This window comes from Corynebacterium sp. CCUG 61414, assembly GCF_024453945.1.
Lineage (GTDB): Bacteria > Actinomycetota > Actinomycetes > Mycobacteriales > Mycobacteriaceae > Corynebacterium > Corynebacterium pseudogenitalium.
In genome coordinates, this window is the sequence record NZ_JAGPYU010000002.1 from 146,047 (window position 1) to 157,776 (window position 11,730).

Consider the following 11,730-nt stretch of genomic DNA (forward strand, 5'->3'; position numbering starts at 1 on the left):
TTGACGATGAAAACGAAGAATCAGATCACCGAATCCCCAGCCAACATCGGGTACGAGAAGGAGGCTCGCAAGGCTTTCTTCACGGATACGTCGATTTGTATTGGCTGCAAGGCGTGTGAGGTTGCATGTAAAGAATGGAACCGAAACCCGCAGGACGGCTACAAGTTGTCTGGTAACTCCTACGACAACACCGGTTCGCTGAACGCGGACACGTGGCGCCACGTGGCGTTCATTGAGCAGGGCGAGGACCGGATTCTGCAGGCTCGTGAAGAGGGTGCAAAGCTCGTCGGGCTTGGAATGCCGAGCGTCAAGCCTGCCGAAGAGGCTTCCACCCGCGCGGTATTGCCGGATACTCCGGATTTCCGCTGGCTGATGTCCTCCGACGTGTGCAAGCACTGCACGAACGCTGGTTGCTTGGACGTGTGCCCGACGGGTGCGTTGTTCCGCACCGAGCACGGCACCGTCGTCGTACAGGATGACGTCTGCAATGGCTGCGGTACCTGCGTTGCTGGCTGCCCGTTCGGCGTCATTGAGCGTCGTAGCGATGGTGGCGTTCGCAAGCGCAACGAGCGTTCCGGCAAGGGTGAGGACTTCACACCTGGTGAGAGCGCGCCGATTAAGAACATCGGGGTGGCTCAGAAGTGCACCATGTGCTTCGACCGCCTTCAGGTGGGCGAGCAGCCGGCGTGTGCCAAGACCTGCCCGACGACGTCAATCAAGTACGGCACCTACGATGAAATGCTCGCGCTTGCGAAGGCGCGCGTGAAGGAACTGCACGCGCAGGGTATGACGGAAGCTCGCCTGTATGGCGCAAACCAGAACGACGGCGTAGGCGGTACAGGATCAATCTTCCTGCTGCTGGATGCGCCAGAGGTCTACGGGCTTCCACCAGACCCAGTGGTTCCAACGGCGAACTTGCCGGAGCTGGCGAAGCGCGGCGTCATTGCCGCAGCCGGAATGGTTGGCACTATTGCAGCCGCGGTCCTGATCGGAGGTAGGAAGTAAATGGCTGAGTTTGATAGCTACCGTCCACCGCAGGAGCCGCGTCGTCCGCGGCGACGTGATCAAGCGGAAGGCGAGCGCCCACGGGGCCCGAAGAAGCGTCGTGGCGAAGAGCTGATGGTGCCGGAGGCAAGCTTCGAGCACTTTGACTCCTACTACGGCAAGCCGATTGTGAAGTTCCCGCCGTGGGAGTGGCCGATTGGTGTCTACTTCTTCCTCGGCGGCCTCGCCGGAGGTTCCTCCTTGTTGGCCGTGGGAGCTGACGCGACAGGCAACAAGGAGCTGCGTCGCAACATGCGGATTAGTTCGATGGCTGCCGCCGCGGTGGGCTCCGGTTGCCTGGTGCTCGACCTTGGTCGCCCGGAGCGCTTGCTGAACATGTTCCGCGTGTTCAAGTTGTCATCTCCGATGAGTGTCGGTTCGTGGCTGCTGGGCTCGTTCTCCGCGTTGCAGGGGCTTGCTATGCTTCCGGAACTCGACGAGCTGACTGGCAAGAAGCTGCCGCTGCCAAGCCCGCTGCGCTCGTTTATTGAGTTCGCAGCGACCCCGGCTGGTATTGCTGGCGGTGTGCTTGCCTCGCCGCTCGCGGCGTACACCGCGGTGCTGATCGGCAACACGTCGGTGCCTGCATGGCAGGAGGCGGGCAAGAACCTACCGTTCGTGTTCGTATCATCTGCGACCGCAGCGACGGGTGGCATGGGCTTGCTCACCACTTCGACGGAGAATGCTGCTGTGCCGCGAGCACTCGGTGTCGTGGGCGCAGCCGCCGATGTCGCAGCGACGTCCTACATGACGAGCCAACTGGACGACGTCTCTAAGGAAGCGTTTTCCACGGGCAAGGCAGGCAAGCTTTTCAAGGCTTCCGAGGTTTGCCTCGCGGTTGGTGGCGTTGGCGCGCTGTTCAGTAAAAAGAGTCGAGTACTCGCAGGTATTTCGGGTGTCGCGTTGATGGCGGGTTCCTGCCTGACTCGTTTCGCGGTGCTCGAGGCCGGTAAGCAGTCCACCGAGGACCCGAAGTACGTCGTTGAACCGCAGCGGGAGCGCCTGCGCAAGCGCCGTGAAGCGGGCAAGGTTGATGACGGCATCACTACCGCCTAGCTGCGACTGGAGCTAACACACAACACTGCCCCTCTCACACACCGTGTTGGAGGGGCAGTGTTGTATTTCTAGTTTGGTATTTCGGCTACTTCACCTGAACGCGGCCGGTGCCTGCGACAGTTTCGCCGATGACGGGGTAGCCGGGGATCTCGCCGATGACGAGCAGCCCGCCGGAAGTCTGGGCGTCCGCAAGGAGCAGCAACTCGTCGCCGTCCAGATCGGAGTCGACGTTGGGGCGTACCCAGTCAAGGTTGCGCTTCGAGCCGCCAGGGATGTAGCCGGCCTCGAGCGTTTCACGGGCGCCGTCGATAAATGGGACCTTCGTGTGGTCGATGACGGCGTCGATCCCGGAAGCGCGTGCCATCTTGAACAAGTGGCCGAGGAGGCCGAAACCAGTGACGTCGGTAGCGGCTTTCACACCGGCGGCGACTGCCTTTTCGGAGGCTTCCTTGTTCAGCGTGGTCATTACTTCGATGGCCTGCGGGAAGACATCGCCGGTTGCCTTGTGGCGGTTGTTCAGTAGGCCAGAGCCGATCGGCTTGGTCAAGGTGATGGGCAGGCCGGCCTCTGCGGCGTCGTTGCGCATGAGCTTGGCCGGGTCCACGATGCCGGTGGCAGCCATGCCGTAGATCGGCTCGGGTGCGGTGATCGAGTGCCCGCCGGTCACGCTGATGCCGGCTGCGGTGGCGGCGTCCATGCCACCGTGCAGTACGTCGCGGATGAGCTCTGAGGGGAGGACATCCCGTGGCCAGGCGAGCAGGTTGATGGCGGTGATTGGGGTGCCGCCCATCGCGTAGACGTCTGAGAGCGCGTTGACGGCCGCGATCTTGCCCCAGGTGTAGGCGTCATCGCAGACCGGGGTGAAGAAGTCGGCTGTGGAGATGACGGCGAGGTCGTCGCGGACGTGAATCGCGGAGGCGTCGTCGCCGTCGTCGAGGCCAACGATCACGTTCGGGTCAGCGAAGCCGACCAGTCCCTGGACGGCTTCTTCGAGCTCACCGGGTGGAATCTTACACGCACACCCGCCACCGGATGCGTACTGTGTCAAACGAATCTTAGAATTATCAGCAGTCATACCCACATGGTAGCGTTGCTTTTCGGAGGCGTACGTGTCCTGGTGGCCACCCCAGTCTTCAAAACTGGTGAGGTCGAGCATCTCGGCCTGGCAGGTTCGATTCCTGTCCGTCTCCGCCAAAACGTTGTGTTGTTGTAAGGGGAAGCACATGAATGATCCTCGCCGTCGAATCCCTCGCACAGACGCACTGCTTACGCTTGCAGCGCAGGAGCACACCGCGTTGGCGCCACACGCGCTTAAGGCGCTCGCAGGGAAGTTGCAGCAGCGCGCCCGCGACGGCGAGATCACCCCTGAAGAGGTCACCCCGGAGTTTCTCCACGCTTGTCGACGCCACCCCGGGTCCCTGACGCCAGTCCTCAACGCAACAGGCGTGGTTGTGCACACCAACATCGGCAGAGCACCGCTTGCCCCGCAGGCAATAGACGCGATGGTGGATGCCGCGCAATATGTGGATGTAGAGATGGACCTCGCAGCAGGCGTTCGATCCCGCGATAGAGGCAGGGCCGCCACGGATGCAATCCTGGCTGCATGTCCAGCGGCGGAGGACGCGCTGGTAGTAAATAATGGCGCAGCGGCGTTACTCCTTGCCGTGGCTACGTTCGCCGAGGGGCGTGACGTCGTTATCTCCCGCGGCGAACTTATCGAGATTGGGGCGGGGTTCCGCCTGCCTGAGCTCATTGAGAGCGCACGAGTGTCTTTGGTTGAAGTTGGCGCGACAAACCGTACGCATCCTTTCGACTATGAGCGGGCGCTCGACAACGCGGGAGCGGTGCTGAAGGTGCATCCCTCGAACTACAGGGTGCACGGGTTTACCGCGGAGACCACTATCGCGCAGCTTCGCGAGCTTGTCCGGCCCCGCGGCTGCGCCCTGATCGCTGACATCGGCTCGGGCCTGCTTCACCCTGATCCGCTGCTGCCGGACGAGCCAGATGCCACCACAGCTTTGCGCGATGGCGCGGACGTGGTGCTGTTTTCCGGCGACAAACTACTTGGTGGGCCGCAGGCAGGCGTTATGGTCGGAACGAAGAACGCCATTGCGAAGCTGAAGCGGCACCCGCTGGCGCGCGCAGTGCGCATCGACAAGCTGCGCCTCGCGGCGCTGGAGGCAAGCCTGAACATCGCCAGCACACCAGTCCACGACTACCTACACGCAAACTCCGACCAGCTCAAAGCCCGCGCAGTAGCGATTGCAGCGGAGGTTGGAGGCAGTGTGGTTCCGCACGACGGCCGCGTTGGAGGAGGCGGCGCGCCGGGCTTCCCACTGCCCGGTTGGGCTGTTGCGCTTGATCAGTCGTTGGCAGCCCCGCTACGGGCAGGTACCCCGGTTGTGCTCGGACGTGTCCACGAGAATGAGTTGTTGATTGACCTGCGCTGCGTGCAACCCGAGCGCGACCACGAGATCGCAGCCGCGATTCGAGCGGCCCAAGGAAAGGACTGAGTGTTACGTGTTTGTAGTTGCGACAGCTGGCCACGTCGACCATGGAAAGTCCACCCTGGTCAAAGCGCTTACCGGAATGGAACCGGACCGCTGGGATGAAGAGAAAGACCGGGGGCTCACGATCGACCTCGGGTTCGTGTGGACCAACGTCGATGGCGAAGACATCGCGTTCGTGGACGTCCCCGGGCACGAGCGCTTCATCGCGAACATGCTCGCAGGTGTTGGGCCAGTCACGGATGTCTTGTTTGTCGTCGCTGCGGACGAGGGCTGGATGCAGCAAACATTGGATCACCGGGACGCTATCGACGCGTTCGGCGTCCAGCATGGTGTTATCGCGATGACACGGGTGGATAAGGCGGATGCTGGGCGTCGACAAGCTGTGGCTGAAGAAACTCGACGGAATGTCGCTGGTACCAGTATGGAGCGTTGGCCCGTCGTCGAAGTTTCTGCCAAGACGGGCGAGGGGATTGAAGAACTCAGGAGTGCGCTCGTGGCGATGCTGCGGCAACAGCCGACGGCGGACCCCGCCGGGCGGATCAGGATGTGGGTCGACCGGGCGTTTCACATCAAAGGCGCCGGGACCGTTGTTACGGGGACGCTCACCAACGGAACAATTCAACCTGGGCAGACGCTGACGCTGCAGACCGATGCAGGTCAACGCGAAGTCACCGTGCGTGGTATCCAGTCGGAGGACACCGCAGTTGAAGAAGCCAAGCCGACGATGCGCGTCGCGCTCAACCTTCGCGGAGTGAGCGTCGACGAAGTTTCGCGTGGCGCGGCGCTGTGCACGCCAGGGAAGTGGCACACGACCTCTGTGGTGGATGTGCGCCATACCCACGGGGCTGCACTGAACGACGTGCCGCAGGAGGTTGTGGTGCACGTCGGTACTGCAGGAGTCAGCGCGAAGGTGCGACCGTTCGGTGCAAAGCACGCCAGGCTCATCCTCGAGCACGACCTGGTGCTGAGCATCGGGGACCGGTTGGTGCTGCGAGGCTCCGGTGCGCAGCAAATTCTCGGCGGGGTAGAGGCTATCGACGTCGACCCGCCCGCCCTTCCTCGGCGCGGCGACGGGCGGAGGCGCTCGGCGCAGCTTGAGGAGCTGCCGGATATCAACGTGGAGATCGCCAGACGGGTGGCCGTGCGGCCAGAACTGTTGGCAAGCCTTGGATTTGAGGTCGGCGATAAGCCTCCGCAAGGTACCGTGGCGTTTGCCGGGTACTGGATCCGCGCGCAGCAGGTAATGGAGTGGAAAGACACGTTGCTGCAGGCATTGCAAGCACACCTTGCGGCGCATCCACTGTCGGCTGGGTTAGCTACTGGCGCGGCCGTGGAAGCTCTGCATCTGCCAGACGCGAAGCTGTTGCCGCTTGCTGTCGCCGCTGCGAAACTCAACACTCGCGACGGGTACGTCTGCAACACCTCCGAGGTCGATCTCGGGGAGGCAGAGCCAGGGGTCCAGAAACTCGAGGCGCAGCTTCTTGCCCATCCATTTAAGGCGCCCGAGGCGCGCGATCTCGAACAGCTCGGCCTGGGGGCGAAAGAGCTTGCGGCAGCGGAGCGGGCCGGAAGGATTCTACGACTCGGCGGCGGCGTAGTCGTTGCCGCAGATGCGATCACGCTTGCAACCGCGAGGCTGCGGGACTTGCCTCAGCCTTTCCGCACGACGGACGCGCGCCAGGCGCTCGAGACGACCCGCCGCGTTGCCATCCCGCTGCTCGAGCTTCTAGACGCACGCGGAATCACCCGCCAGATAGAGGCGGGTGTTCGAGTGCTGACGTAGCAGCCTCGTTCGGCTGTTCTAGTGTTCGTGCTCGTCTGCGTCCGCGTCGGCCTTCGTCTCGTGGACAGTGCCAGGCTTATGCTCTGGAGCGGCGTAGATTGAGTACACCTTCGCCGGGGCGTCGGACTCGTTCACGAAGTTGTGCCACTGGCCAGCAGGAACGAACGCTGCGTCATCGTCGCCGATGACCTTGTCAACAGTCAGATTGTCTTCGGATGGGCCGATCATCGCGCGCAGCTCGCCGGATTCGACGCGAATGAACTGGTCGTGATCGTCGTGAATCTCTGCGCCAATCTCGCCACCTGCTGGGATGCTCATCACCGTCAGCTGAAGGTGCTTTCCGGTCCACAGAGTGTCACGAAATGCATCGTTATCAAGCGTTGCCTGCTCAATGTCGAACGTAACTGGGTTCGGCCCGTGGTCAGTGCGCAAAATCTTGGACATGATTCCTCCTCGCAAATAGGTTCGGTTTCACTCCACAGCATAGCGCGCTTTAGGGCTTGCGGTGCCGGCCTGCGTCTTGGCTGCGGCGCCGCCGTGCTTTTTGAACCTCGGTCAGGTAATCGCCGTCGTCGCTGCTAAGGGGCTCAGCCATAGCTGGCTCAGCAAGTATCGACGCCCCTTCGTCCTCCACGACGTCCATGTCCACCAGCGGTGCAGGCTCAGCACCCTGAGTGTTCGTTCTCGGCCGGGTAGGAACTGCGGCACGGGAACGGTCAACGGTGACAGCCCACGAGCCGTCGGGGAACTGAACCGTCTCGAATTGTTTCCCACCGTCCGGGCCAGAGTGCGTGAGGTCAGGCACGTGCAGCCACATCGGGTCTGCTGCGTCTGAATAATCAGCAATGTCGAGGGCCGCCATGCCATCCAAGAAAAATGCGCGGGCGACTATACATCCGTTGTCGGGCGAAGGGGCGTCGAGAAGCATGGCACGAACATCGTCAAGGTCAGCTGCCGAGACGCAGCCGAGCACGCGCTCGCCCAGCGTAACTACGACGTCGGTGTCGCCCGCGGTTTGTAGTCCAACAAACCATTGGCCTGGCGCCAGGCTTGCGAGTTGCTCCGCGCTGAACTCGCCTCGCTCCGTATTGATGATCGCCATGTCACCGCTTGGCAGCACAAGGCAATCAGGACCCGCATTGTTGCGGGGGACAGCGAGCTGAGGCGGTGGCAAAATCACATCGACGGCGAACTTGCCGTGCTCAGCATCGAACTTCACCGCAGCCAACGTCATCGGTAGCAGCTGCGACTGATGGATTCGCTCCATGTCGACGTAACGGGCTCGGTCGAATTGAGCAATCTCTCCAAGAACACCGGCGCCGAGCCTCCGTACCCGCCAGTTTTCCTCGACCGCGTTTGGCTCGAGCACTACCGGCACGTATGACGTGTGGCGCGTGCCGCCGAATTCAGCAAACAAAGGCGACTGCACGACGTCAATGACGGTCACCTCCTCGCCGGCGCCCCACGTCGATGGCGCAAGCGGGTACACGGGGAGAGAGAGTTCCACAGCGTCATACTCCTATCTGCATCCAAAAAGTCACAACCTCATTGCTGCGGCCAGCGCCGCGGGGCCTGTTCAACAGGCGGCGGGGGAGCAGCGCCAAACCATGCGATTACAACACCCGCGACCGTGACACACAAGATACCTAACACCAGATGGGGAGTGAGCACGTCACCGCGAAACACCACGCCGAGAACCGTGCCCAGCACCGGCTCCATCGCGAACAACGTGCCGACAATCTGCGCCGATGTAAACCGCGCAGCCAGCGTGTCCGCCATATAGGGGATGACGACGCCAACGAAGCCCGCCAACGTCAGGAGCATCCAGCTATGCGCATCGAGCTTGACTGCATCATGAATTGAAAAAGGCAGCGTGAGCAAAGCTGCGATCGTGATTGCGATTGCAAGCTCTCCCATTCCACCCGAGGACTTGCCCACCTTTTCCGCGAAGATTGTGTAGAGCGCACAGAACGCGGCGCCGCACAACGCGAACACCACTCCCAGGGGATTGAGCCCCGACGAAGGCCCGGCAATCAATGCAACCCCGGCGAGGGCAACCAGCGCCCACAGCCGAATCCACCATTGCCGAATACCAAAAAATGTCACGCAGCACGGGCCCAAGAAATCGATAGTGATTGCAGCACCCAGGGGGATACGCGCGATAGCTGCGTACAAAAACTGATTCATCAGCGCGATCGACGCGCCGAAGATGAATGCCTGCTTCCACTGCTCTTTCGACATCTCACCAGGGTTCGGCCGAAAAAGTACGAGAAGAATAACGGCGCCCAGCAAGAAGCGCAGTGTTGAAATGCTGACGGTACTAGCGACGACGAACAGGGAAGCAGCTAGCAACGCGGAGACCTGATTGCCCAGGGACCCAACGAAGATAAGGCCAATGGGGCGAACCAACGTACGGGTCGAGCGCGCTGCCATGGAACCTCCCCCTTACCGGACGCGCCGAATCGCGGACACCACACCGACCACGATCAGGCCAACTACCAGGCCCGCGGTCAGAGAAATCCCAGTCTCCACGAACCAACCAAGGACACCGTTATGCACGGTGTTCACAGCGCGTTCGATCACCTCATGAATCACATGCAGTCCAAAGACCTCGTCGAGGCCACGAAGGATGAGGTGCCCGCCAACCCACAGCATCGCAACGGTGCCGATCACACCGATCGCCGAAAGCACAACGGGCATTGACTTCACCATTGCGCGCCCCAGCCCCGCTGCGCGATCGCGTTGGATCATCGCTCGGCCGATGTCATCGATCTTGACTAACAGCGCCACAGCGCCGTAGACCGCAAGGGTGATGAAAATGCCCACCGCAATGAGCACGGCAGCTTCCATCCAAATGGATTGATCCGCCACCTCGTCAAGGGAGATGATCATGATCTCCGCGCTCAAGATGAGGTCTGTTCGAATTGCGCTTTTCACGAGTGCATCTTCGTCCTGAGCAGTACGGTGTACGGCCGCATCTTCGTCAGCCTCAACATCACTGGTCAATTTGTGCACGATCTTCTCGGCGCCCTCGAAACATAAATATGTGCCACCAATCATCAAAATTGGCACCATTGCCCACGGCGCAAACGCGTTGAGCGCCAACGCGATCGGCAAAATGATGAGCAACTTGTTCCGTAGCGAACCTTTCGTGATCTTCCAGATCATTGGAAGTTCGCGCGCCGGGGTGACGCCGGAAACGTATTGGGGCGTGACGGCGGCGTCGTCGATGACGACACCTGCGGCTTTGGCAGACGTTTTCGCCGTGAGGGAAGCCACATCGTCTGCAGAAGAAGCTGCGGTTCTGGCGATGAGGGCGACGTCGTCAAAGAGGGCGAGGAGACCTCCGGCCATGTGTATTTCCCTTCCTAGGAATCGTTGCGGTGGGCGACCGAAAGTCTACACGGCGCTCTCTAGATACCTTTGTGCGCTCAAGGGCGAAGGAACTGTGAAAAGGCTGTCAGTAAGCACCCCCAAAAGTGTAGAACCATGTCAGAAACCTGAATTATTTACCATTGTCGCAATCTTATGTGGTGGAATAGAATGCATCTCATCGGGTGTGATGTAGTCCACTTGAATGAAGGTAATTGAAGCTAGCTAACAACAATCTGAAGGAGGCGCTGTGCGGACAGTAAAAGCTGCAGCGATCTTGGCGGTAGGAACCCTCACACTCGGATTGGCTGCGTGTGGTGGATCCGGCAACGATGAGGCTGCGAGCGGTCAGACTGAGTCGACCGGCGGCGACAACTATGTACTGGCATACGGCACCGAGCCACAGAACCCACTGATTCCGGGCAACACGAACGAGACTGGTGGCGGACGCATTATTGATGAGATCTTCTCGGGCCTCGTCTACTACGACACCGAGGGCAAGATCCACAACGACCTTGCAGAGTCCATCGACCTTGAGGGCGACACCCTCTACAAAGTCACGCTGAAAGACGGCGTGAAGTGGCAGGACGGAACTCCAGTTACGGCGAACGACTTTGTTGACGCATGGAACTACATCGTTGCGAATTCGCTGCTCGGCGAGAGCTTCTTTGAATCCATCAAGGGCTACGACCCAGAAGGCGTGCCAACCCTTGAGGGCCTCAACGTCATCGACGATAAGACCTTTACCATCGAGCTGAGCCAGCCTGAGGCGGATTTCCCAACCCGCCTTGGCTACTCCGCGTTCTTCCCAATGCACCCTTCGGCGTTCGAAGACATCGACGCCTACGGTGAGAACCCGATCTCCAACGGCCCATACAAGCTGGCGGAGTGGAACCACAACCAGGACGCAACCATCGTTCCGAATGAGGAGTACGCTGGCGACAAGAAGCCGCAGAACGATGGCGTGACTTTCGTCTTCTACGCACAGCAGGATGCTGCATATGCTGACCTGCTCGCGGGCAACCTGGACGTTCTCGACGCTATTCCAGATTCCGCATTCGCAAGCTACGAAACGGAATTGGGTGACCGCGCAGTAAACCAGCCTTCGGCAATCTTCCAGTCCTTCACCATTCCGGAGAACCTGGAGCACTTCAACGGTGAGGAAGGACAGCTGCGTCGTCAAGCTATCTCGATGGCGATCGACCGTGATGAAATCACGAAGACGATCTTCCAGGGCACCCGCACCCCGGCGACCGACTTCACCTCGCCAGTCATCCCTGGCCACTCTGATTCGCTCAACGGGGCAGAGGTACTCGAGTACAACCCAGAGGAAGCAAAGCGCCTGTGGGCTGAAGCAGACAAGATCAAACCATTCACCGGCGAGTTCTCCTTGTCCTACAACGCTGATGGCGGCCACCAGGCATGGGTCGATGCAGTTGCAAACTCCATCCGCAACACCCTTGGCATCGATGCAGTTGGCAACGCATACCCAGACTTCAAGTCCCTGCGTGATGACGTCACGAATAGGACCATCAAGGGCGCATTCCGTACCGGCTGGCAGGCAGACTACCCATCGCTGGGTAACTTCCTGAGCCCGCTGTACGCCTCCAATGGTGGTTCCAACGACGGTGACTACGCTAACCCTGAGGTGGACAACCTGCTGAAGGAAGCCGCTGCTGCAGGCGACGTCGAAGCCGCTACACCTATCTACAACAAGGTGCAGGAGCAGCTCCTGAAGGACTTGCCGGCAGTTCCACTGTGGTACGCGAACGTCAACGGTGGCTCCTCGGAGAACGTTGAGAACGTCGCGTTCAACTGGAAGTCCGTTCCGGTGTACACGCAAATCACCAAGAAGTAACAAAACCCCTACGCTCTGACCCATCCCACCCCGCCTGCGTACAAGCATGCGGGGTGTTGGGTTTGGGTGCGTCCATAAGCTCATGTTCAAAACGAAGAATTAAGGAG

General features: G+C 60.6%; 10 protein-coding genes and 1 tRNA gene. 6 read left to right on the forward strand and 5 right to left on the reverse strand.

Annotation, left to right across the window (positions count from 1 at the left end):
- Positions 1–6: 6 nt before the first annotated feature.
- Together KBX14_RS02950 and nrfD are read left to right on the forward strand one after the other, a co-directional pair.
- Positions 7–1,005: a 4Fe-4S dicluster domain-containing protein gene (locus KBX14_RS02950; RefSeq protein WP_070362714.1), complete on the forward strand. Its 999-nt coding sequence runs from the start codon at positions 7–9 to the stop codon at positions 1,003–1,005.
- On the forward strand, positions 1,006–2,100 hold the full coding sequence (gene nrfD / locus KBX14_RS02955; protein ID WP_070362713.1) for an NrfD/PsrC family molybdoenzyme membrane anchor subunit: 1,095 nt from the start codon (positions 1,006–1,008) through the stop codon (positions 2,098–2,100).
- A gap of 85 nt (positions 2,101–2,185) precedes the next feature.
- Here nrfD and selD read toward each other — a convergent pair whose 3' ends face one another.
- A complete protein-coding gene (gene selD / locus KBX14_RS02960) occupies positions 2,186–3,175 on the reverse strand; it encodes a selenide, water dikinase SelD (RefSeq protein ID WP_071573327.1) in 990 nt (329 codons plus the stop codon).
- A 24-nt stretch (positions 3,176–3,199) separates the two neighbouring features.
- Here selD and KBX14_RS02965 point away from each other — a divergent pair.
- The 3 genes from KBX14_RS02965 (at position 3,200) to selB (ending at position 6,393) form a co-directional block, all read left to right on the forward strand.
- Positions 3,200–3,294 (forward strand) — tRNA-Sec (locus tag KBX14_RS02965).
- A 29-nt stretch (positions 3,295–3,323) separates the two neighbouring features.
- Entirely contained in the window at positions 3,324–4,613 is a 1,290-nt protein-coding gene (gene selA / locus KBX14_RS02970; protein ID WP_256041810.1) for an L-seryl-tRNA(Sec) selenium transferase, read from the forward strand.
- Positions 4,614–4,620: 7 nt separating this feature from the next.
- Complete coding sequence (gene selB, locus KBX14_RS02975; RefSeq protein WP_256041811.1) at positions 4,621–6,393, forward strand: selenocysteine-specific translation elongation factor; 1,773 nt, start codon at positions 4,621–4,623, stop codon at positions 6,391–6,393.
- Positions 6,394–6,411: 18 nt separating this feature from the next.
- Here the strand turns inward: selB and KBX14_RS02980 are convergent, their stop codons facing one another.
- The 4 genes from KBX14_RS02980 to KBX14_RS02995 are packed head-to-tail and all read right to left on the reverse strand — an operon-like array spanning position 6,412 to position 9,747.
- Positions 6,412–6,837 carry a cupin domain-containing protein gene (locus KBX14_RS02980; protein ID WP_070479414.1) on the reverse strand — a complete coding sequence of 142 codons (426 nt, stop codon included), beginning with the start codon at positions 6,835–6,837 and terminating at the stop codon, positions 6,412–6,414.
- Between the two features lie 49 nt (positions 6,838–6,886).
- The gene (locus KBX14_RS02985) at positions 6,887–7,900 is read right to left on the reverse strand and encodes a hypothetical protein (protein WP_256041812.1); all 1,014 of its coding nucleotides are present in this window, start codon (positions 7,898–7,900) and stop codon (positions 6,887–6,889) included.
- Positions 7,901–7,938: 38 nt separating this feature from the next.
- Positions 7,939–8,826, reverse strand: coding sequence for a DMT family transporter (locus tag KBX14_RS02990; protein WP_256041813.1), 888 nt, complete (start codon positions 8,824–8,826; stop codon positions 7,939–7,941).
- Positions 8,827–8,838: 12 nt separating this feature from the next.
- Positions 8,839–9,747, reverse strand: coding sequence for a DUF808 domain-containing protein (locus KBX14_RS02995; RefSeq protein ID WP_070362706.1), 909 nt, complete (start codon positions 9,745–9,747; stop codon positions 8,839–8,841).
- 268 nt (positions 9,748–10,015) lie between these two features.
- On the opposite strand from KBX14_RS02995, the gene KBX14_RS03000 reads away from it, so the two are divergent.
- A complete protein-coding gene (locus KBX14_RS03000) occupies positions 10,016–11,623 on the forward strand; it encodes an ABC transporter substrate-binding protein (RefSeq protein ID WP_070362705.1) in 1,608 nt (535 codons plus the stop codon).
- Positions 11,624–11,730 lie beyond the last annotated feature (107 nt).

What these genes read in the sequence shown, in the direction of transcription:
- KBX14_RS02950 (WP_070362714.1), top strand. Translation starts at nt 7, where the DNA reads ATGAAAACGAAGAATCAGATCACCGAATCCCCAGCCAACATCGGGTAC.
- nrfD (WP_070362713.1), top strand. Translation starts at nt 1,006, where the DNA reads ATGGCTGAGTTTGATAGCTACCGTCCACCGCAGGAGCCGCGTCGTCCG.
- selD (WP_071573327.1), bottom strand. Translation starts at nt 3,175, where the DNA reads ATGACTGCTGATAATTCTAAGATTCGTTTGACACAGTACGCATCCGGT.
- selA (WP_256041810.1), top strand. Translation starts at nt 3,324, where the DNA reads ATGAATGATCCTCGCCGTCGAATCCCTCGCACAGACGCACTGCTTACG.
- KBX14_RS02980 (WP_070479414.1), bottom strand. Translation starts at nt 6,837, where the DNA reads ATGTCCAAGATTTTGCGCACTGACCACGGGCCGAACCCAGTTACGTTC.
- KBX14_RS02990 (WP_256041813.1), bottom strand. Translation starts at nt 8,826, where the DNA reads ATGGCAGCGCGCTCGACCCGTACGTTGGTTCGCCCCATTGGCCTTATC.
- KBX14_RS02995 (WP_070362706.1), bottom strand. Translation starts at nt 9,747, where the DNA reads ATGGCCGGAGGTCTCCTCGCCCTCTTTGACGACGTCGCCCTCATCGCC.